Raw genomic sequence first — 20,716 nt, 5'->3', positions numbered from 1 at the left:
GCGCCGCGAGCTTCTCTGTCCGTTCGGCCGACCAGATCATCGGTAGTCGGGCAGCTCGACGCCGTTGATCGCCCGCTCGATCAGCTCGGTGAACCATTCGCCGGCGAAGTCGGGGCTCGGCACGGCGTCCGGCCCCGGGACGGCGAGGCTGTGTACGTGCAACCGGCCGATCTCCTGATTGGCCTCCACGAACGAGCGCATCCGAGTCTCGTAGCCGGCGAACCCTGCCTCCGGGTCCCACCCGGCGGCGGCCAGCTCTCCGGCCAGCAGGTAGGCGCCGACCAGGGCCAGTCCGGTGCCCGCCCCGGACATCGGCGACGCGCTGAACGCCGCGTCCCCGAGCAGCCCCACCCGTCCACTCGACCAGCGGTCCATCACCACCTGAGCGACCTGGTCCAGATAGAAGTCCGGGGTGTCGTCCACGTGCGCGAGGATGCGCTGGGTCAACCAGCCGAAACCGTCCATCCGCTCGCGCAGCAGGCGCTTCTGCGCCGCGACGTCGCGGTGGTCGACGTCGAAGTCGGCCGCGGGGAAGGAGAACATGGCCATCGCCCGGGTGGCATCGGGGACGGGCCGCAGGCCGGCGGACCGTCCGGCCTCCTGATGGTCGATCATCCAGCGGTCCACTCCGAACTCGTTGGGCACGCTGTAGAAGGCCAGCACGAGCCCGAGATGGCGGACGAAGTGCTCGCGCGGCCCGAAGACCATCGCTCGCAACTGCGAGTGCAGCCCGTCGGCCCCGATCACCAGGTCGAAGCGCCGCCGGTCGCCGCCTGCGAAGACCACGTCAACCCCGTCCGCGTCCTGGCCGAGCTCGGCGATCCGGTCGCCGAAGACGTACTCGACGCCGTCGCGGGTGTCGTCGTAGAGCACCTGGGACAGGTCTCCGCGCAGGATCTCGATGTCCGCGATGAACCCGTCGCCACCGTGGTCGTCGGCGCGGAAGGTCTCCAGCACCTGCCCGTCCGCGTCCACGATGTGCGCGCCGGCGGTGTCGGTGCACGCCGCGCGCACCGCCGCGTCGAGCCCCATGCGCCCGATGACCTCCTTGGCGACCCCGCGCGCGTCCACCGCCTGCCCGCCGGGACGCAGCCGGGGAGCCCGCTCCACCACGGTCACCTCGGCTCCCCGCCGGCGCAGCCAGTGGGCCAGCGCGGGGCCCGCGATGCTCGCCCCCGCCACCAGCACCCTGGGACCGCTCGCCCGGGTCCCCTGCTCGCCGGTCCGGACGGTGTGCTCCTGCTTGGAGTCGCCGACGCTCATCACTGCCTCCATGGGCTTCCTCCCGCGCTGAACGTTCCCAGCGCGGGCCCACCGCTGTCGGTGTGTTCAGCCGTATGGACCACGGGTCCGTACGGAACTCATCGGCACGCGGCTAGTGCTGGGCCATGTCCACGAAGCGGCTGTAGTGACCCTGGAAGGCCACCGTCACGGTGGCGGTGGGGCCGTTACGGTGCTTGGCCACGATCAGGTCGGCCTCGCCCGCTCTGGGCGATTCGGGCTCGTAAGCGTCTTCGCGGTGCAGCAGGATGACCATGTCCGCGTCCTGCTCGATCGAGTTGTGCAGGCTGATGCCGTTGGCGACGAAGTTGTGCGTGCCCAGCACGGTCGCGTCGTATACGGGCTGCTCCCCCAGCGGGACGATCTCGGAGATCTCATCCCAGAAGACGTCATTTGTGGCCAGTAGTTCGAGATCGGAGTCCTCGAGGACGGCCGCAATCCTGCCCAGCCGTTCTCGGCTGGGCGCGTGCTTCCAGAGGGTGGTGCCGCAGTACCGCGTCCCCATGGCCGCGGCGGACTCGGGCTGACTCATCTTCCGTTCGATCAACGTCGCCTTCACACGGGACCAGACCTCCTTCGGCACAGTGTCGAGATTGGTGTTTCCGGTGATGTCACGCAGCAGCATCGCGCATTCCCGTGCCGAGGCGCCCCTGCCACCGTGCACGCCGACCTCATCGAGGAAGCGGAGCTGGTTCTCCGCCCCGTGGACGTCCAGGTGGTAGCAGACACGGTGATCGCCCTCGCGGACCTCGCTGATCCTGGTCATGACGTTGAACCGCAGCAGCAGCCGGGCCACGTCGTCCACCAGACGGCGGCTCGTGGACGAGTAGGAGATCCGTGCCTGGTTTCCCCGCTGATCCCACCAGACGCACCCGTCCGTCGCCCACAAGTGGCGCAGGAACAGCGCTGTCTGCCGTTTGGGCAGTGCGAACAGACCGGCGGGCAAGAATTTCTGATCACTTCGCAGCCCGAACAGGCCGAGACCGTCGAGCCAGGCCGCGATGGGGTTACGCCTGCCGTGAGTCAGCCGGTAGGGGGCCGGCAGCCTGAGCGTGGTGCATCGAGCCGCTTCGTCCTCGTCGCGGACCGCCGTGATGCCGAAGCGGCGGGCGGCCGCTTCCGACACGGCGGCGAGATTCGCCTCATCGGTGCTGCTGTAGCGGATGGGCTGCCGTCGCACGAAGGACCCGTGACCGATCAGGTGCGCAAGCACGACCAGCTCGTCCTCGTCCCATGCCACGAGGTTCAGTGGTGCGGGCACGTGCCTGAGCACCGCGACCCTGGCACCCGGGCCAAGGTCTTCGAGAGCCTGCCAGCCCTCGTAGGTCAGGAACGGGTGGTTGGCCGTGGCTTCCACCTCACGCCCCGAACGAAGGCGCACTCGATGAACCGGCTTCACACCGCTGGGAAAGACATGTGTCATCGTGCGCGGAACCAACTTGAGCCGGTCGTCCAATGACCAGACGGGAATGTCCCGTGCCCCTGACTCCAGCAGCTCTGCCAGCGAAAGCTCGGCGCCCGTGTCAGCGCGCATGATCCGGGTCGCGGCGGTCAGGCAGCCGGATTCGCGAAGGTCGCTGACCGCGGGGCGCTTGTCCGTGCGCTGCTCGGGACCACGGTTGAGCTGCGAGATCGCGATGACAGGCACCTCCAGCTCCTTGGCCAGCAGCTTGATGGCACGGGAGATCTCGGAGACCTCGTTCTGGCGGCTCTCGGTCTTCTTCGGCGAGCTCATCAGTTGGAGGTAGTCGATGACCACGAACCTCAGGTCGTTGCGCTGCTTGAGCCGCCGGCACTTGGCCCTGATCTCCATCATCGACATGTTGGGCGAGTCGTCGATGAACAGCGGGGCCTCGGCCACCTCGCTCATCCGGCGGGCCAGGCGGGTCCAGTCGTCGTCGCCCATCATGCCGGAGCGCATGTGGTGCAGCGCCACGCGGGCCTCGGCGGACAGCAGACGCATGGTGATCTCGTTGCGGGACATCTCCAGGGAGAAGATGACCGTGGTCATGCCGTTCTTGATCGCAGCCGAACGGGCGAAATCGAGCCCCAAGGTCGACTTCCCGATGGCGGGACGAGCCGCGACGACGATCATCTGGCCCGGGTGCAGGCCGTTGGTGAGCTGGTCGAGGTCGGCGAAGCCGGTCGGGACGCCGACCATCTGGCCGCCACGGCTGCCGATGGCCTCCAGCTCGTCGAGGGCGCCAGGCATGATGTCGGCCAGCGGCGCGTAGTCTTCCGAGGTGCGGCGCTCGGTGACCTGGTAGATCTCGGCCTGGGCGCGGTCGACGAGTTCGTCGACCTCTTCGTTCTGGCCGCCGTAGCCGAAGGAGACGATGCGGGTGCCGGCCTCGATGAGGCGGCGCAGGATGGCCTGCTCGCGGACGATCTTGGCGTAGTAGCCGGCGTTGGCCGCCGTGGGGACGACGGCCGTCAGGGTGTGCAGGTAGGCCGCGCCGCCCACCCTGGCCATCTCGCCGCGCTTCTGCAGTTCGTCGAAGACGGTGACGGCGTCGGCGGGCTCGCCCCGGCCGTACAGGTCGGTGATGACGTCGTAGACCATCTGGTGGGCGGGCCGGTAGAAGTCGTCGGAGCGCAGGATCTCCACGACGTCGGCGATGGCGTCCTTGGACAGCAGCATGCCGCCGAGGACGGACTGCTCCGCCTCGATGTTGTTGGGCGGTGTGCGTTCGAAACCCGGGCCTCCGCCGGAGCCTCCGCCGGCCTCTTCGTCAATGCTCACCCGCGCCCCCTCGAACAACTTGCAGGCGGTCGCACCACCCCCACTTGTAGTCGACCGGTCTGACAGTTTCCCGGAGTAACGCGCCGTCGGCAACGTGACCTGTGGACAACCCTGTGGCCGACTTGTGGATGACCTGTGGATGAACGCCCTCAGGGTGTGAACGGCCTGTGGACGGAGCCTGGGGATAACTCTTGCGGATATCCACCGAAGCCACTCTGACCAGGGCGAACAGTGTCCACCGGTTGTGGAGGAAAGAAAGTTGGCCCGACACGCCGCGTAAGGCTCATAATGGACGAATGCCCATTACATCCAGAGATCGGGAGATTCTCCGGCTGGCCGTGCCCGCCTTCGGCGCGCTCGTGGCCGAGCCGCTCTTCCTGCTCGCCGACTACGCCATCGTGGGGCACGGCCTCGGCACCACGGCGGTCGGCGCCCTGGGTGTGGCGGGGACGGTTCTGACGACTCTGGTGAACCTGTGCGTGTTCCTGGCGTACGGGACGACGGCGTCCGTGGCACGCCAGTCGGGGGCGGGCGACCACCTGCGGGCCATGCGCAGCGGTGTGGACGGCATCTGGCTGGCACTGGCACTCGGCGTGGCCGTGATCGTGGCGTGCTGGCCGCTGGCTCCGGCGATCGTGGAGCTGTTCGGCGCGGTGGGGCCGCAGGCGGCGCAGGCCGTGACGTACCTGCGGATCAGCCTGATCGGCGCGCCCGGCATGCTGGTCGTGCTGGCGGGCACCGGTGTGCTGCGCGGGCTGCAGGACACGGTGACGCCGCTGGTGGTGGCCGTCGGCTCGTTCGCGCTGAACGCCGCGCTGAACGCCTGGTTCGTGCTGGGGCTGGGCTGGGGCATCGCCGGGTCGGCGTGGGGGACGGTGCTGGCGCAGACGCTCGGCGCGGCCGTCTACCTCGTGGTGGTGGCCCGCGCGGCGGTGCGGCTGGGGGCGCCGCTGACGCCGTCCGTGGCGGGGGTCAAGCAGGCGGGGACGGTCGGTTTCGCGCTGTTCATCCGGACGTTGTGCATGCGCGTCGTGATCCTGGCCGCCACGGTCATCGCCACCAGGATGGGCGAGGCGGAGCTGGCCGCGTACGCGCTGGCCACCCAGGTGTGGACGCTGCTCGCCCTGGCCCTGGACGCGATCGCCATCGCCGGGCAGGCCATCACCGGGCGCTCGCTCGGCGCCGGCGACGTCGAGGCCACCCAGGCCGCCACGAAGCGGATGGTGTGGTGGGGCATCTGGTCGGGGGTCGTGCTCGGCCTGCTCGTGCTGGCGGCCAGGCCGCTGCTGCCCGGCCTGTTCGACGCCGATCCGCGGGTCGCCGGGCTGCTGCTGGACCTGCTGTGGCCGGTGGCGCTGCTCCAGCCGCTCTGCGGGGTGGTGTTCGTGCTGGACGGCGTGCTCATCGGCGCAGGCGACCAGCGTTACCTGGCCTGGGCCGGGGTGTGGACGACACTCGCCTACCTGCCCGCCGCCCTGGTCGCCGCCGGGCTGGGCGTGGTGGCCCTGTGGTGCGCGCTGGGGGTGTGGATGCTGGCCCGCCTGCTCACCCTGGTCCGCCGCGCCAACGGAACCGCCTGGCTGGTAACCGGCACGTGATGGATTCGTGCTTGTTGTTGTCCAAGTAGTGAGACATTGTGGGCGAGTTCCCTGAGCGGGGTGTTCCTTGTCCACAATTCTGCGACGACTGCCGCCTTCGGAGGCGACCGGGCTGCGCACCGGCGCCCGGCACAGCCTGGCCGAGGTCTACCGGCCGGCCGACCTGGTCGTGCTCGGGCTCGGCGTGATGATCGGCGCGGGCATCTTCAGCATCGCCGGGGAGCAGGCCGCCACCACGGCCGGCCCCGGAGTGATCCTCTCCTTCATGATCGCGGGCATCGCGTGCCTGCTGGCCTGCCTGTGCTACGCCGAGCTGTCCTCCACGATGCCGACCTCCGGCAGCGCGTACACCTTCGCCTACGTCATCTTCGGCGAGGTCTGGGCGTGGATCATCGGCTGGGCGCTGATCCTGGAGCTGCAGTTCGCCGCCGCGGTGGTGGCCAGGGCGTGGGCCGCGATCACGGTCGGCGCGATCGCCAACTTCGGCGTCCAGGTGCCCGCCGCCGACCTGGTCCAGGACGTCCTCGTGTTCGTGATCCTGGTGCTGCTCACGGGCATCGTGGCGCTGGGCGCCCGGGTCGGGCTGCGCGCTCTGTGGATCATGGTGTCGGCCAAGCTGCTGGCCATCGGCGCGGTCATCGTCGTGGGTCTGACCCACCTCGACGTGGCCAACTTCGGGGACTTCTACGTGCCGCCGAAGACCCTCGACACCGCTCCGGCGACCGTGCTGGAGATCTTCGTCGGGGAGAGCCAGGCGTTCGGCTGGTTCGGGATCTTCTCCGCGGCCTCGGCGATCGCGTTCGCCTACATCGGGTTCGACATCGTGGCCACCTCTGCCGAGGAGACCGCGAACGCGCCCAGGGCCGTGCCCAAGGGCATGATCCGCAGCCTGGTGGTCGCCACCGTCCTCTACCTCGCGGTGGCGCTGGTCATGGTCGGCATGGTGTCGTACACGGAGATCTCCGTCGAGAGACCGCTGGCCAGCGCCTTTCGCGCGGTCGGCGTGGACTGGATGGTGCACGTCATCGACGCGGGCGCGGTGCTCGGGCTGACCACGGTGATCCTGGTGCTGATCGTGGGGCAGACGCGGGTGCTGTTCTCGATGGCCCGCGACGGGCTCATCCCTCGCCGCCTGGCCACGGTGAGCCGCCGCTACCACACGCCCACGCGCGTCACGCTGGTGATCGGGCTGGTGGCGATCGTGCTGGCCGAGTTCGTGCCGGTGCTGACGATGCAGCAGCTCGTGGTGATCGGGACGCTGTTCGCGTTCATGTTCGTGGCCGCCGGGGTGATCGTCATGCGGCGGCGCATGCCGCACCTCGACCGCGGCTTCCGCGTGCCGCTGTCACCGCTGCTGCCCGCGCTGTCGCTGCTGGCCACCCTCTGGCTGATGGTGAACCTGCGGGTGCTCACCTGGGCCTGGTTCGCCCTGTGGATGGCGTTCGGCCTGCTCGTCTACCTCGTGTACGGCCGCCGCCACAGCCTCCTGGCCCGCCCCAGCGCCCCCTCCAGGCACCCCCACGGCCGCCACCGGCGCTAGAACCGCCCCGACTCCACCACGCTGCGCAGGAACTCCCTGGTACGCGGATGCTCGGGCGCGGAGAAGATCTGCTCGGGCGGGCCCTTCTCCAGCAGCACCCCGCCGTCGAGGAAGCACACCACGTCCGAGATGTCGCGGCAGAAGCCCATCTCGTGCGTCGTCAGGACCATCGTCATGCCCGACTCCTTGAGCTCCCTGATGATCCCCAGCACCTCCACCACCAGCTCGGGGTCGAGCGCCGAGGTCACCTCGTCGAGCAGCATCAGCCGCGGCTGCGTGGCCATCGCCCGGATGATCGCCACCCGCTGCTGCTGGCCGCCGGAGAGCTGGTCGGGGTAGGCCTTCGCCTTCGCCGCCAGCCCGAACCTGGCCAGCAGCGCATGAGCCTGCTCCTCCGCCTGCGCCCTGGGCACGCCGTGCACCTGCCTGGGCGCCAGCGTGATGTTGTCCAGCACCGTCATGTGCGGGAACAGATTGAACGCCTGGAAGACGATGCCGAGCCGCCTGCGCACCTGGTCGACGTTCACCCGGGGGTCGGTGAGCTCCTCGCCGTCGAGGTAGATCGCGCCGTCGTCGACCGTCTCCAGCAGGTTGACGCAGCGCAGCAGCGTGGACTTGCCCGAGCCCGACGCCCCGATGAGGCTCACCACCTCGTGCGGCCGCACCTCCAGGTCGATGCCGCGCAGCACGCTGTGGCCGTGGAAGTGCTTCCACACCCCTTCGATGGTCAGCACGTTCATGCTCCGCGCCTCCTGCGCGTCCGGTCCGCCAGGTGGTCGGTGAGCCTGGCCATGGGGATCGTGAGCAGGATGAACAGCAGCGCCGCCGCCAGGTAGGGCGTGTAGTTGAACGTGCTGGCCGCATGGATCTGAGCCTGTCTCAACGCCTCCAGCGGCCCGATGGTGGCCACCAGCGCCGTGTCCTTCTGCAGCGAGACGAAGTCGTTGAGCAGCGGCGGCACGACCCTTCTGGTGGCCTGCGGCAGCACCACGAAACGCATGGTCTTGACGTGGCCGAGCCCCAGCGAGCGCGCCGCCGCGATCTGGCTGGGATGCACCGACTCGATGCCCGAACGGAATACCTCGGCCACGTACGCGCCGTAGGAGAGCGTCAGCGCGATGATGCCCAGCGTCGCCAGGTCGGAGGGGATGCCCTGCAGCCTGAGCGCCGGCAGCCCGAACCCGATGAGGTAGATCACCAGGATCGTCGGCACGCCGCGGAAGACGTCCGTGTAGAGCGTCGCCAGGGCGCGGATCGGGAAGAAGGCGGGCGTCTTGATGCCTCTGGCCAGCGCCACCAGCAGGCCGACGACGAGGATCAGGACCTCCGCGATGAGGAAGATCTTGATGTTGAGCACGAAGCCGCTCAGCACGTCGGGCAGCGCCTTGGCGAACTGCTCGCCGTTGAAGAACGTCTCCCGCACCCGCGACCAGCCCGGCGAGCTGGTCACTCCCCAGACGACCAGGACGATGAAGACCACCGTCGAGGCCGTCGCGATCGAGGCCGAGCGGCGGGCGCGTGAGCGGCGGATCCGCTCACGCTCGCTCTGGCGCTCGGACTTGACCCACTCGCCGTGGCGCTCGGACTTGGCCCACTCGCTCATCGCAGCTCGGGAGCGCCCGCCGCCGAGCCCAGCCACTGCTGCTCGATCTTGGTCAGCTCACCCTTGGACTTCAGCGCGTCCACGGCCTTGTCCACGCAGGGCTTGAGCGCGCTGCCCTTCTCCATCACCAGGCCGAACTCCTCCGGCGTGCCGCCCGTGGAGCCGAACTGGCCGACGATCTTGGACTTCTCCACCTGGGCGGCCGTCACGTAGAACGCCGTCGGCAGGTCCACGACCACCGCGTCCACCTGCTCGTTCTTCAGGGCGTTCACGACGTCGATCTGCTCGTTGTAGACGTTGGGGTCGTCGGCGGGCTGGATGACGTTCTTGACCGCGTCGAGCGAGGTCGTCCCGACCTGCACGCCGATCTTGGCGTCCTTCAGCTCGGCCAGGCTCTTCGCCCCGGCGTACTTGCTTCCCTCGACGGCGACGACGGCCTGCTTGACCGTGTAGTACCCCTTGCTGAAGTCCACCGCCTTGGCCCGGTCAGGCGTGATCGAGACCTGGTTGACGTCGAAGTCGAACTGCTTCTCCCCCGGTGCGAACGCGGCGTCGAACTTCACCGTGCTCCACTGCACCTCACTGCGGTCGAAGCCCAGCTCCCCAGCGACGGCGAACGCCACGGCGCTCTCGAACCCCTGCCCGTTACTCGGGTCGTCGTCCTTGAACCACGGCTCGTAGGCGGGCTTGTCGGTCCCGATCGTGAGCTTGCCAGGGGTGAGAAGCTGCAACTGCTCCTTGGCACAGGCGGTGGAGGTCGTAGGCGCGGCAGTGGTGGCCGTGTCATCCACAGGCGCACAACCGACAACGGCCACGGCCAACGCGAGCAGCAGCAAAGGGCGAACGGCCATGGCCTTGCCTCCAGGGGGAACGTGCTAAAGAACGAACGGCATTCTACGCCGCCCGAATAGGGAATCCCGCCCAAGGGTGCCCTTCACCACGGCAATCGGCCCACTTTGGGCTCGCGTGACGGCGGCCCGGCGGTGAAGGGTCAGAGGCCGTTTCCTGGAGGGCCATCAGCCGAAGTAAGGCGGGTGGCAGGCCACGGCTTGCCGTAAAAACAAGAAGGCCCCCGCACAAAGGCGGGGGCCATCAAGTGAATCAGCCTGCGACGACCTCAACGTCAATGCCGGCAGCCACTTCGGGGTGGAGGCGGACGCTGACGCGGTGGGAGCCGACGCTCTTGATCGGGTTGACGATCTCGATGCGGCGGCGGTCGAGGATCGGGCCGCCGGCGGCCTTGACGGCGTCGGCGATGTCGCCCGTCGTGATCGAGCCGAACAGCCGGCCCGACTCGCCCGCGCGGGTGGTCAGCTTGACGCGCAGCGCGCCGAGCTGGCCGGCGACCTCCTTGGCGGTGCCGAGGTCGCGGATCTCGCGGGCGTCGCGAGCCTTACGGATGGTCTCGATCTGCTTCTCGGCGCCGCGCGTCCAGCGCATGGCGTAGCCGCGCGGGATGAGGTAGTTACGGCCGTAGCCGTCCTTGACCTCCACGACGTCGCCGGGGGTGCCGAGGCCGGAGACCTCGTTGGTGAGGATGAGCTTCATATCGACAGGCCTCCTTAGCGCGCGGTGCTCGTGTAAGGCAGCAGGGCCACCTCACGGGCGTTCTTGATCGCGGTCGCCACGTCACGCTGGTGCTGGGTGCAGTTGCCCGTCACCCGGCGCGCACGGATCTTGCCGCGGTCGGAGATGAACTTCCGCAGCAGCGCCGTGTCCTTGTAGTCGACGTAGGAGATCTTGTCGTGGCAGAACAGGCAAACCTTCTTCTTGGGCTTGCGCAGTGCCGGCTTTGCCATCGTGGTGCTCCTTTCAGAGCCCCGCCTTCAGGGCGGGAATGGACTCGGGCTTTTCGGACTGGATTTAGAAAGGCGGCTCGTCGCTGAAGTCGTTGCCGCCGCCGCCGAAGCCGCCGCCGCCCTGCTGGCCGCCGCCGCCTCCGCCGTAGCCACCGCCGCCACCGCCCTGGAAGCCGCCGCCCTGAGGCGGGGCGGGCGAGGCGGAGGCCCACGGGTCGTCGGCCGGGCCGCCACCGAAGCCGCCGCCACCGCCGCCACCCTGACGGGAGGTGCGGTTGACCTTGGCCGTGGCGTTACGCAGGGACGGGCCGACCTCGTCGACCTCGACCTCGTAGACCGTGCGCTTCTCGCCTTCCTTGGTCTCGTAAGACCGCTGCTTGAGCCGCCCCTGCACGATGACCCGCATGCCGCGCTGGAGGCTCTCGGCGGCGTTCTCCGCCGCCTGCCGCCAGACGTTGCAGGTCAGGAAGAGGCTCTCGCCGTCTTTCCACTCGTTGGTCTGTCGATCCATGAACCGCGGAGTGGACGCGATGCGGAATCGAGCCACCGCTTGCCCCGTCGGGGTGAAGCGCAGCTCCGGGTCGTCGACCAGGTTGCCGACGATGGTGATTACGGTGTCGCCTGCTGCCATGGCTAGCGCTCGCCTTCCTGCACGCCTTCGCTTGGATTACGGCTCAGAGTACGGGGCTCCTCCGACAAAAAGCCGGAGGTTAGTGCACGTCGGGACGCAGGACCTTGGTGCGCAGAATGCCCTCGTTGAGGTTCATCTGCCGGTCGAGCTCCTTGACCGTCGCGGGCTCCGCGGACAGGTCGATGACGGCGTAGATGCCTTCGGACTTCTTGTCGATGTCGTAGGCGAGACGGCGACGGCCCCAGACGTCGACCTTCTCCACGGTGCCGCCGTCGTTGCGGACCACGGTGAGGAACTGGTCGAGGGACGGCGCGACAGTGCGCTCATCGAGCGAAGGGTCCAGAATGACCATTACTTCGTAACGACGCATGCGGGACTCCTACCTCCTCTGGACTCTTGCGGTCACGACACTCTGCCGTGACAGGAGGACGCTGACGTCTTGGCCCGGGCGGCCCCTTTCGGCACCCGGGGCGATGGGGCACCCATCACAACGCAGCGTGCCCCAGGTTACCAGCCGCAGGTAGGTGGGAAGGCCTGTAGGAAACCAAGGGGGTGGTGGCTGTGCCACATGTGCTTCAGCCCTCCGAATCGGAGCGGTTCAAGCTCACGCTCAACCCGGATGGTCGTCCGCACCCGGTCGAGAACATCCTGGCCATCGTCACGCTCGTGTGCGGTGTGGTCGCCTTCGTGGCCACGTTCTGGACCTCGGCGCACATGATCGCGTCCTGGGTCGGCACGCTGGGCTTCGGCGTCGGCCTCTACTCGCAGTACATCTCGGCCACGACGCCGCAGCGCTCGCTCAACATCATCGGTCTCGTGGGCTCGTTCGTCGGCGCCGCGCTGGGCATCGCCCACGGCGGCTTCCTCCCCCATCCATGAGCAACGGCCCCGGTTCCACCGGGGCCGTTCTGTTCTATGCGCCTCACCCGATGTGCAGGTCTATGCCGAGCAGGACCAGGAACCAGAGGAACACCGAGAGCAACGCCTCAGCGAGGTCCCTGAGCAGCCCGGGCGTGATGTAGTCGTACACCCAGGCGACGTAGATGCCGATGATGACGTAAACGAGGACGATGAGCGCTCGTAAGCGCCAGCGGCTCATATGTTGTCTCCTCAGGAGTAGGGGGTGTCCCCGCGACTGCCCTGAGCTGCTTCCACCAAACGGATAAGCTCGGTGACATGGTGCTAATCGGAGCTCACGTCGATCAGGACGACCCCGCCGCCCACGCCGCGGAGGTGGGGGCCGAGGTGGTGCAGTTCTTCCTCGGCGACCCGCAGGGCTACGACAAGCCCGTGCTGCCGGCCAAGCCGGTCGAAGGGGTGGACATTTACATCCACGCCCCCTACCTGGTCAACGTGGCGACGACCAACAACCGCATCAGGATTCCCAGCCGCAAGCTGCTGGAGCAGCACCTGAAGGCGGCGGCGAGCCTCGGCGCCAAGGGCCTGATCGTGCACGGCGGCCACGTCAACAAGAGCGACGACCCGCAGACCGGGTTCGACAACTGGCGCAAGGTGTTCGAGCGCATGGAGTGCCCGATCCCGGTGCTGATCGAGAACACCGCGGGCGGCGGCAACGCGATGGCGCGCAAGCTGGAGCGCATCGCCCGGCTGTGGGAGGCGCTCGACGGGTTCGACGTGGGCTTCTGCCTCGACACCTGCCACGCCCACGCCGGCGGCGAGGAGCTGATCGACCTGGTCGACCGGGTCAAGGCCATCACCGGCCGCATCGACCTGGTGCACTGCAACGACTCGCGCGACGACTTCGACTCCGGCGCCGACCGGCACGCCAACCTGGGCAAGGGGAAGATCGACCCCGAGCTGATCCTGGCGGTCTGCCGGGCGGCCGGCGCGCCGATCGTGGTGGAGACTCCCGGCGACGGCCAGGCGGACGACATCGCGTTCCTGAGGAAGAACCTCTAGCGATTACACACAGCCTGTGGATAACTTCCCTGGATTACCGAGACGGAAAAGTGGGTAAGGGGCGTGACCCGAGTCAGCCCGCCCACGCCCCGTTCAGGAACCGGAAGGCGTTGACCAGCATCAACGGCCCCGAGATCGTCCCGTAGAGCACGATCACCCACGTCCGCCGGGTCGCGAACCGCGCGACCACCACCCACAGCGGGAACCACAGCAGCAGCGAACGCGGGATCGACAGGTAGTACGCCGACGTCATCAGCGCCCCCGCCTGCGCGCCCGTGTAGACGGCCTCGCTCCACCGGCGCAGCACCAGCAGCCACACCAGCGCGGCCACGGCCACCACGACGCCGACGATCTCCATCCGGAAGGCCACCGCGAAGTCGCCCGAGCCCATGGCCGAGCGCCAGGTCGTCGCCCACGCCTCCCACGGCCAGGCGAAGTCGCGCCCCCACCCGGCCTCCTGCGCGTGCTTCCACGCCAGCCAGTCGCCGGTCCTGCCGTACTGGTAGTACGAGTACGCCACCAGCGGCACGAACGGCACGGCCAGCCACCCGGCCCGCCGCGGCGACTCCTTGCGCATCGCGAACTCCACCACGAGCGCGACCGCGAGGAACAACCCCGTGATCCGCACACAGGAAGCCCCCGCCGCCAGCAGCGCCGCCGACGGCCAGTTCCCCTGCCTGGCGGCCAGCCACGCCGGGATCGCGAAGGCCAGGAACAGCGACTCGCTGTAGCCCGCGGACAGGAACACCGCCATCGGGAAGAGCAGCAGCGCCAGCACGGCCATCCACCCGGAGGCGCCCTCCACCTCGGCCAGCCTGGCCAGCGCCGTCATCGCGACCGCCCCCGCGGCCAGCGAGACCAGCAGCCCGGCCGCCGCCCAGTCGGGCACCACGAGGTGCACCAGCCGCAGCGCCGCGGGCAGGCCGGGGAAGAAGGCGGGCAGCCCGTCGTCCGGCGGCTTGCCCGGCTCGCCGTCGTAGCCGTACTGGGCGATCGTGATGAACAGCGTGGCGTCCCACTTGTGCCACTTGTCGAGGTATCCGCCCATCGCCGCGCCGAGGAGCGTGGCGAGGAGCAGCCCGGCCCGCGAGCCGAACCACAGCAGCAGCGCGTCCCTACCGGCCGAGCGAGTGATCATCTGAAGGCGGACTGGAGCGTGAACCGGTCGGGGGCGTCGTCGAACACGCCGCCCGCCTGGTCGTCGAGGTCGGCCTGCCGCACCGCGTCCTTGTCCGGCCGCAGCACGTCACGCACGACGAACGCCATCATGATGGCGATCGTGATGATGCGGCCCCACACGGCGGTGAAGTACGTGTCATCGCCGATGCCCAGGTCGTCCCGGTTGAGCGGCGACTGGGCCACCAGGTACAGCCAGATCGCGACGAAGTACCAGACCTCCGCGAGCTGCCACAGCACCAGCGGCTTCCAGTTGGGCCTGGCCAGCACCGCGAACGGCACCAGCCACAACACGAACTGCGGCGACCACACCTTGTTCGTCATCATGAACGCGGCCAGCGCCAGGAAGCAGATCTGCGCCAGCCTGGGCCGGCGCGGCGCGGCCAGCGTCAGCACCGCGATGCCCACGCACATGATCGCCAGCGACACCATGCCGAGCGTGCTCACGTCGGCCTCGCCCAGCACGGGCCAGCCCTTGTTCTGGAAGAACAGCCACGGCGAGCCCCAGTCGACCCCGCGGTCCTGGGAGAAGACGTAGAACCTGCGCCAGCCCTCCCAGGCGAAGACCATGAACGGCACGTTCACCACGAGCCAGGCGCCCAAGGCCGAGCCCATCGTGACGAGGAACGGCCGCCACCGGCCGGTGCGCCACGTCAGCAGGAACAGCGCGCCGACGAACATCAGCGGGTAGAACTTGGTCGCGATCGCCAGCCCCAGCAGCACCCCGGCCGCCACCTGGCGCTGCCGCTTCCAGGCCAGCAGCATGCCCATGGACAGCGCGCCGGCGACCAGGTCCCAGTTGATGTAGGCGGCCAGCACCACGGCCGGCGAGATGGCGTACCAGAGGGCGTCCCAGCGCCGCGTCGGGCCCGCCACCGCGGCCATCAGCAGCACGCCCGCCACGAGGCAGGCGCCGAGCAGGATCACCGTCAGGTCGTAGAAGCGCACCGCCTGGGCGACGTGGTCCGGCTCCAGCGCGCGGGCGATCCAGCTGAACAGCTGCATGACCTCGCCCAGCACCACCGGGTACTCGACCTGCTTGTCGAACGGCACGTCGGCGAAGTAGGGGTTCTGGGTGGCCAGCGCCCTGTCGAAGTACAGGGGGTAGATGTCGCTGTAGCAGAAGTTGGTGTAGGTGGTGACCTGGTCGTTCCACCCGCCGGTGCGGCACGGGAGCCGCACCACGTACGCGAGGGTCGCCCCCAGGGCGGCGATCAGCCCCAGGGGCAGGTAGGGAACGGCCCGCGCCACGAAGGGGGCGCGGGCCTCGGTGCTCGTCACTGGTCCTCTGGCCTGGTGGCCCTCGGCTGCGTCCCGCTGGATCTGGGCTCGGGCACGGAGCCCTGCCCGGCCAGGCCCACGTCGTTGGGGTCGCTGTTGCCGAAGTCGTCGTCGGTGCCGTCGTCCACGTTCACGTCGTCGTCGGGGATGGTGACGTCGTTGTCGTCACAGCCGATGAGGCAGTCGTCGGAGCCGTCGTCGAACGGGTTGTCCGAGCCGAACGGGTTCTCGTCCTCGGGCGTGGGCGTCGGCGTGGGCGTCGGGCTCGGCACGATGTTCTCGGGGACGCCGACCTCGGCCCGGTCCGGGAACTGCTCGACCGGCAGGCTCTCGTGGGCGAGCTGCATGAACTTCTGCCAGGCGATGGTGGGCGGGCCCGCGCCCTCGAAGCCGAGCGAGACCTCCTTGACGCTGGTGTAGGGGTTGTTCCCGTCGTACTTCTTGCTGCCCTTGCGGGTGATCGGGCAGTTGGAGTGCTGCGGCGGGACGACCTTGCCCGTCTTGGTCACGCACTGCTCGCGGTAGAACCCGACGGCGGTGGAGACCTGCGGCGTGTAGCCGACGAACCAGGCCTCCTTCTCGTCGTTGTTCGTGCCGGTCTTGCCCGCGGCCGGCCTGGTGCCCAGACCCTTGCCCGCCGCGGTGCCGCCCGCCTGCAGCACCGCCTGCATGGCGACCGTGGCGTCGGCGGCGACCCCCGGGTCGACGACCGTCTTGGCGACGGCCTGCTCCGGGTAGGCGACCTTGCCGTTCTGCTTGACCTCCTGGACGACGTGGTACTTGGTGTACTTGCCGCCGTTGGCGAAGATCGAGTAGCCCGCTGCCTGCTCGACCGGCGTCACCAGCGCGCTGCCGATCGCGAACTGGAAGTGGTGCTCCTCCACGTCCTGTTCCATGCGCTTCTGGTCGAAGCCGGCCGCCTCGACGAGGTTCTTGACGTCGTCGAGGCGGCCCGGCAGCGCGTACGCCATCGACACGTAGGCGGTGTTGACGGAGGCCGCGGTGGCCTTGACCACGTCAACGGACACGCCGACGTTGTGGCTGTTCTTGATGCCGCCCGCCTGCTGGCCCGGCAGCTCCTTCGGCACCGTCTGGTTGCCCGGCACGTAGCTCTTGAGCGAGTAGCCGGCCTGCAGCCAGGCCGCCAGCACGTACGGCTTGAACGCGGACGCGGCCTGCTTGGTGGACTGGAAGGGCTCGTTCCACGGGTCGGTGAGGAAGTCGTCGCCGCCGTAGAAGGCGAGCACCCGCCCGTTCTTCGGGTTCACCGCGGCCAGGCCGCCGTGGAACTCCGTGCTCATGCCGTAGGCCTGCATGGTGCTCTTGACCGCGGTCTGCGCGGCCTTCATGAGCTTCTTGTCGAAGGTCGAGACGATCTTGTAGCCGCCGGACTTGATCTCGTCGACGGTCAGGCCGCGGCCCTCGAGCTCGTTCAGCACCTCCTCGACCATGTAGCCGTTGAGGCCGCCCAGGTCGTCGTTGCCGGCGGAGGCGAGCGTCTTCGGGAACTTGGCGGTCTGCGGGAGGTTGCCGTACTTCTCCGGCCACAGCTCGGCCATGTTGTTGATGACCTGCTTGAAGCGCTCCTGGAGCGCCGCGGAGTTGTGGTCCCAGTTCGGCTGCTGGATGCGCGCGGCGAGATAGGCGCCCTGCTCGGGGGTCAGCTTCGCGGCGGTGACCTTCTTGCCGGGGAAGTACGCCTTCGCGGCGGCCTCGACGCCGTACGCGCGGCCGAAGTTGATGGTGTTGAGATAGGTCGAAAGGATGTCCTCCTTCGACATGGTCTCGTCGAGCTTGACCGCGACGAAGATCTCCTTGACCTTGCGCTGGATCGACACCTCCTGGCTGAGGCCGTCGTAGTAGCCGCGGGCCATCTGCTGGGTGATCGTCGAGGCGCCCTGGAGCTGCTGCCCCGTGGCGGTCATCCACACCGAGCGGGCCATGCCGGAGATGGAGATGCCGGAGTCTTCCCAGAACGTCTTGTTCTCGATGGCGACCGCGGCGTTCCTGACGTCCTCGTCCATCCTGGCGAAGGGGACGATCTCGCGCTTGAAGCCGAGCTGGGCGATGACGTTCTTGCCGTCGCGGTAGTAGATGGTGCTCTGCTGGGCCGTCGCCTCGCTCTGGGCGGAGGTCGGCACGGGGGTGTTGGCGTACGCGACCATGATCATGCCGAACAGGCCGGCCGCGAGCACCACGGCGCCCGCCACGACGATCTTCCAGCTCGGCACGAACCTGCGCCAGCCGCCGCGTCCGTCGCCGTCCTTCTTCGTCGGCGGGCCGGGAGGCTCGGGCGGCTGCCCGGAACCGCGCCTGCGCGAACGGCGCGGCGCGTCACTGATGATCGTCTCCTGATTACCCAGCGTGCGCGTATCCTGGCTTCGCGAGCGCTGCGGCGGCTGCTGCCCGTAGGGATCGTCCGGCCCGGGGCGCGGCTCAGGCCGGCGCGGCTCGGTGCGCGGCTCGGGCCTGCGTGGCTCGGGCCTGCGCGGCTCGGGCTGGTCGTACGGCTGCGCAGCCATCGCGCCCGTCTGCTCGTAGGCCGCTTCAGGACGACGGGGCGGCTGGGCCGCACCCCAACCCGGCTCGCCGGTTTGAGGTGGAGAACTCTGGGGCACAGAACGGGATGAGCTGGATCGACGGCGCCTTCCAGGGCGGGCCGTCCCCTCATTCATGCTGCTACTCACACGTCCTCACAACGTCGTCGGAACATAAACGGCGGTCGGGCGTGAACTCTTCGCCGCCCTCGGTCTTCACGCTTGTCCGGCGAGATCAGGCGGTCCGTTCCCGAGGACGTACGAAACCGTCAGGTGATTCCAGGAACAACCTTGGCAGACCTCGACAACGTACACCCGGAACTCATCGTAATCATGAGCCATGGCGGCGAGTTCTGATGTGACCTTTGCCTGACCGGCATGCCTACCGAGGGAATCCCCGTAGACATAGGTCACGTTGGTGACGTTCTCCTGTTCGCACACCGGGCAGGGGCGTTCGGTCGGCTCGCCGAAGTGGCGCGCCGCCCGGAGGAGGTAGGGCTGTGCGTCACAGACGTCGCGGCGCGAGGAGCGCCCCGAGCGCACGGAGCGGACCACCGCCCGCTTCGCGAGGCCGTAATCCACCACCCTTCTCTGTGACCACATGAGCGCCAGACTACGGCGTTTTACGGGTTCATCCCAACGCCTTGGCAGATTCATAGATTGCAGCCATATAGCGCACCGACGTATCTTGGAGATGTATCGGCTCGATACATCGACGCGAGAGGGGGCGGTTCCAGTGGCCAGCGGACAGGGCAGGGTTCTGGAGCTGGCCGTGCTCGGGTCGCTGCACGAGACGCCGCTACACGGCTACGAGCTGCGCAAACGGCTCAACGCCTTGCTGGGGATGTTCCGTGCGTTCTCCTACGGGTCGCTGTACCCCTGTCTGCGATCGCTTCTGGCTCAGGGCCTGATCGTGGAGGAGCAGCCCGCTCCGACCGCGATCGTCGGCGGCAGGTCGAAGATCGTCTACAAGCTGACCGCCGAGGGCAAGGAACGCCTTCAGGACATGCTCACGCAAGCCGGTCCATCCGCATGGGAGGACGAGAGCTTCGGCGTGCACTTCGCCTTCTTCCGCCACACGGAGGCCGAAGTGCGGCTGCGCATTCTCGAAGGCCGCCGTAGCCGGCTCGAGGAGCGCCTCGACGCGGTGCGTACTGCGCTGGCGCGCACCAGGGAGCGTCTCGACAGTTACACGCTCGAGCTGCAACGTCACGGGCTCGAGTCCGTCGAACGCGAGGTGCGCTGGTTGAACGAGCTGATCGCAACGGAGCGTCGGGCCTCGTCCTCCGCGGAGGAGAGTCCCGAGAGAGATACCACGTCAACTGATGAGTAAGGGAGCGAGTGCGATGGGTTCGGTTCGCGTGGCCATTGTCGGTGTCGGCAACTGCGCGTCGTCGCTGGTCCAGGGCGTTCACTACTACAAGGACGCGGACCCGGACACACGGGTCCCGGGCCTCATGCACGTGAAGTTCGGCGAGTACCACGTCGGCGACGTCGAGTTCGTCGCCGCCTTCGACGTGGACGCCAAGAAGGTCGGCCGCGACCTTTCAGAGGCCATCGTCGCCAGCGAGAACAACACGATCAAGATCTGCGACGTTCCCCCCACGGGGGTGACGGTGCAGCGCGGCCACACCTTCGACGGACTTGGCGAGTTCTACAGCGAGATCATCGAGGAGTCCGACGAGGCGCCGGTCGATGTGGTCCAGGTGCTGCGTGACAACCAGGTCGACGTCCTCGTGTCGTACCTGCCGGTGGGGTCGGAGGAGGCCGACCGCTTCTACGCGCAGTGCGCGATCGACGCCAAGGTGGCGTTCGTCAACGCGCTGCCGGTCTTCATCGCCTCCGACCCCGAGTGGGCGGAGAAGTTCACCGAGGCGGGCGTGCCGATCGTCGGCGACGACATCAAGTCGCAGGTCGGCGCCACCATCACGCACCGGGTGATGGCCAAGCTGTTCGAGGACCGCGGGGTCGAGCTGCTGCGCACGTACCAGCTCAACTTCGGCGGCAACATGGACTTCATGAACATGCTGGAGCGCAAGCGGCTCCAGTCCAAGAAGATCTCCAAGACGCAGTCGGTCACCTCGCAGATCCCGCACGAGATGGGCAAGGCCGACGTGCACATCGGGCCGTCGGACCACGTGCCGTGGCTGGACGACCGCAAGTGGGCTTACGTGCGGCTGGAGGGGCGCTCGTTCGGCGACACTCCCCTGAACCTGGAGTACAAGCTCGAGGTCTGGGACTCGCCGAACTCGGCCGGCATCATCATCGACGCCGTGCGGGCGGCCAAGATCGCCCTTGACCGGGGGATCGCCGGGCCGATCCTGTCGGCTTCCTCGTACTTCATGAAGTCGCCGCCGGAGCAGTACTCCGACGACGAGGCCCGGGAGTACGTCGAGAAGTTCATCCGGGGTGAGGTCGAGCGCTGACCTGCTCATCCCCGTGGCGCCGTGCCCCCGCTTCCCTGCGGGGGCACGGCGCTTTCACGCCCTTACGGCGCTTTTCACGCCCTTGAGACGCTTCCCCGTGCTTGCGGCGCCTTCACGGGGGCTTTGGGATGCTCCACGCGCGTGCGGCGCGGGCGTGCGGCGCGGGCGTGCGGCGCGGGCG

General features: G+C 68.5%; 20 protein-coding genes. 6 read left to right on the top strand and 14 right to left on the bottom strand.

The annotated features are described in order from the left end of the window. Nucleotides 1-36: 36 nt before the first annotated feature. Together FXF51_RS43700 and FXF51_RS43695 are read right to left on the bottom strand one after the other, a co-directional pair. Nucleotides 37-1,275 (bottom strand): FAD-dependent monooxygenase, encoded by a 1,239-nt coding sequence (locus tag FXF51_RS43700; protein ID WP_222871728.1) that lies wholly within the window; start codon nucleotides 1,273-1,275, stop codon nucleotides 37-39. 100 nt (nucleotides 1,276-1,375) lie between these two features. Then, entirely contained in the window at nucleotides 1,376-4,024 is a 2,649-nt protein-coding gene (locus FXF51_RS43695) for a replicative DNA helicase (RefSeq protein WP_187414908.1), read from the bottom strand. A gap of 296 nt (nucleotides 4,025-4,320) precedes the next feature. Between FXF51_RS43695 and FXF51_RS43690 the strand changes: the two genes are divergently transcribed. Together FXF51_RS43690 and FXF51_RS43685 are read left to right on the top strand one after the other, a co-directional pair. Further along, nucleotides 4,321-5,622, top strand: coding sequence for an MATE family efflux transporter (locus tag FXF51_RS43690; RefSeq protein WP_148440683.1), 1,302 nt, complete (start codon nucleotides 4,321-4,323; stop codon nucleotides 5,620-5,622). A 67-nt stretch (nucleotides 5,623-5,689) separates the two neighbouring features. After that, a complete protein-coding gene (locus FXF51_RS43685; RefSeq protein WP_262380225.1) occupies nucleotides 5,690-7,162 on the top strand; it encodes an APC family permease in 1,473 nt (490 codons plus the stop codon). Here FXF51_RS43685 and FXF51_RS43680 read toward each other — a convergent pair. The 7 genes from FXF51_RS43680 to rpsF all read right to left on the bottom strand — a co-directional run bounded on the left by FXF51_RS43680 (nucleotide 7,159) and on the right by rpsF (nucleotide 11,565). After that, entirely contained in the window at nucleotides 7,159-7,902 is a 744-nt protein-coding gene (locus tag FXF51_RS43680) for an amino acid ABC transporter ATP-binding protein (RefSeq protein WP_148440682.1), read from the bottom strand. The two genes, FXF51_RS43685 and FXF51_RS43680, sit on opposite strands and share 4 nt — an antisense overlap. Then, nucleotides 7,899-8,765 carry an amino acid ABC transporter permease gene (locus FXF51_RS43675; protein WP_148440681.1) on the bottom strand — a complete coding sequence of 289 codons (867 nt, stop codon included), beginning with the start codon at nucleotides 8,763-8,765 and terminating at the stop codon, nucleotides 7,899-7,901. Before FXF51_RS43675 ends, FXF51_RS43680 begins: the two co-directional genes overlap by 4 nt. Further along, complete coding sequence (locus FXF51_RS43670) at nucleotides 8,762-9,556, bottom strand: ABC transporter substrate-binding protein (protein WP_262380224.1); 795 nt, start codon at nucleotides 9,554-9,556, stop codon at nucleotides 8,762-8,764. Before FXF51_RS43670 ends, FXF51_RS43675 begins: the two co-directional genes overlap by 4 nt. A gap of 310 nt (nucleotides 9,557-9,866) precedes the next feature. Then, nucleotides 9,867-10,313, bottom strand: coding sequence for a 50S ribosomal protein L9 (gene rplI, locus FXF51_RS43665; protein WP_148440679.1), 447 nt, complete (start codon nucleotides 10,311-10,313; stop codon nucleotides 9,867-9,869). A 14-nt stretch (nucleotides 10,314-10,327) separates the two neighbouring features. Further along, nucleotides 10,328-10,564, bottom strand: a complete 237-nt coding sequence (gene rpsR, locus FXF51_RS43660; protein WP_020543048.1) for a 30S ribosomal protein S18 — start codon at nucleotides 10,562-10,564, stop codon at nucleotides 10,328-10,330. 64 nt (nucleotides 10,565-10,628) lie between these two features. Next, nucleotides 10,629-11,195, bottom strand: a complete 567-nt coding sequence (locus FXF51_RS43655; protein WP_148440678.1) for a single-stranded DNA-binding protein — start codon at nucleotides 11,193-11,195, stop codon at nucleotides 10,629-10,631. A gap of 79 nt (nucleotides 11,196-11,274) precedes the next feature. Continuing rightward, nucleotides 11,275-11,565, bottom strand: coding sequence for a 30S ribosomal protein S6 (gene rpsF / locus FXF51_RS43650; protein ID WP_026214314.1), 291 nt, complete (start codon nucleotides 11,563-11,565; stop codon nucleotides 11,275-11,277). A 191-nt stretch (nucleotides 11,566-11,756) separates the two neighbouring features. On the opposite strand from rpsF, the gene FXF51_RS43645 reads away from it, so the two are divergent. Beyond that, entirely contained in the window at nucleotides 11,757-12,074 is a 318-nt protein-coding gene (locus FXF51_RS43645) for a hypothetical protein (protein WP_262380223.1), read from the top strand. A gap of 43 nt (nucleotides 12,075-12,117) precedes the next feature. Here the strand turns inward: FXF51_RS43645 and FXF51_RS61275 are convergent, their stop codons facing one another. After that, entirely contained in the window at nucleotides 12,118-12,294 is a 177-nt protein-coding gene (locus FXF51_RS61275) for a hypothetical protein (RefSeq protein ID WP_187414907.1), read from the bottom strand. A gap of 77 nt (nucleotides 12,295-12,371) precedes the next feature. Between FXF51_RS61275 and FXF51_RS43640 the strand changes: the two genes are divergently transcribed. Beyond that, a complete protein-coding gene (locus tag FXF51_RS43640; protein ID WP_187414906.1) occupies nucleotides 12,372-13,115 on the top strand; it encodes a deoxyribonuclease IV in 744 nt (247 codons plus the stop codon). A 73-nt stretch (nucleotides 13,116-13,188) separates the two neighbouring features. On the opposite strand, the gene FXF51_RS43635 is transcribed toward FXF51_RS43640, so the two are convergent. The 4 genes from FXF51_RS43635 to FXF51_RS43620 form a co-directional block, all read right to left on the bottom strand. Further along, nucleotides 13,189-14,253 carry a mannosyltransferase family protein gene (locus FXF51_RS43635; protein WP_148440677.1) on the bottom strand — a complete coding sequence of 355 codons (1,065 nt, stop codon included), beginning with the start codon at nucleotides 14,251-14,253 and terminating at the stop codon, nucleotides 13,189-13,191. Continuing rightward, nucleotides 14,250-15,572 carry a glycosyltransferase family 87 protein gene (locus FXF51_RS43630; protein WP_148440676.1) on the bottom strand — a complete coding sequence of 441 codons (1,323 nt, stop codon included), beginning with the start codon at nucleotides 15,570-15,572 and terminating at the stop codon, nucleotides 14,250-14,252. The genes FXF51_RS43635 and FXF51_RS43630 overlap by 4 nt, the downstream gene beginning before the upstream one ends. Then, nucleotides 15,569-18,094 carry a transglycosylase domain-containing protein gene (locus FXF51_RS43625; protein WP_148440675.1) on the bottom strand — a complete coding sequence of 842 codons (2,526 nt, stop codon included), beginning with the start codon at nucleotides 18,092-18,094 and terminating at the stop codon, nucleotides 15,569-15,571. The genes FXF51_RS43630 and FXF51_RS43625 overlap by 4 nt, the downstream gene beginning before the upstream one ends. A 231-nt stretch (nucleotides 18,095-18,325) precedes the next feature. Next, on the bottom strand, nucleotides 18,326-18,712 hold the full coding sequence (locus FXF51_RS43620; protein ID WP_148440674.1) for a DUF5318 family protein: 387 nt from the start codon (nucleotides 18,710-18,712) through the stop codon (nucleotides 18,326-18,328). A gap of 133 nt (nucleotides 18,713-18,845) precedes the next feature. Between FXF51_RS43620 and FXF51_RS43615 the strand changes: the two genes are divergently transcribed. Continuing rightward, nucleotides 18,846-19,442 (top strand): PadR family transcriptional regulator, encoded by a 597-nt coding sequence (locus FXF51_RS43615; RefSeq protein ID WP_148440673.1) that lies wholly within the window; start codon nucleotides 18,846-18,848, stop codon nucleotides 19,440-19,442. 13 nt (nucleotides 19,443-19,455) lie between these two features. Continuing rightward, a complete protein-coding gene (locus FXF51_RS43610) occupies nucleotides 19,456-20,535 on the top strand; it encodes an inositol-3-phosphate synthase (protein ID WP_148440672.1) in 1,080 nt (359 codons plus the stop codon). Nucleotides 20,536-20,716 lie beyond the last annotated feature (181 nt).

The organism is Nonomuraea sp. PA05 (assembly GCF_008086045.1).
GTDB lineage: Bacteria > Actinomycetota > Actinomycetes > Streptosporangiales > Streptosporangiaceae > Nonomuraea > Nonomuraea monospora.
Note: the sequence above shows the minus strand (reverse complement) of the source record. Positions and strands in the feature narration are given on the sequence as shown.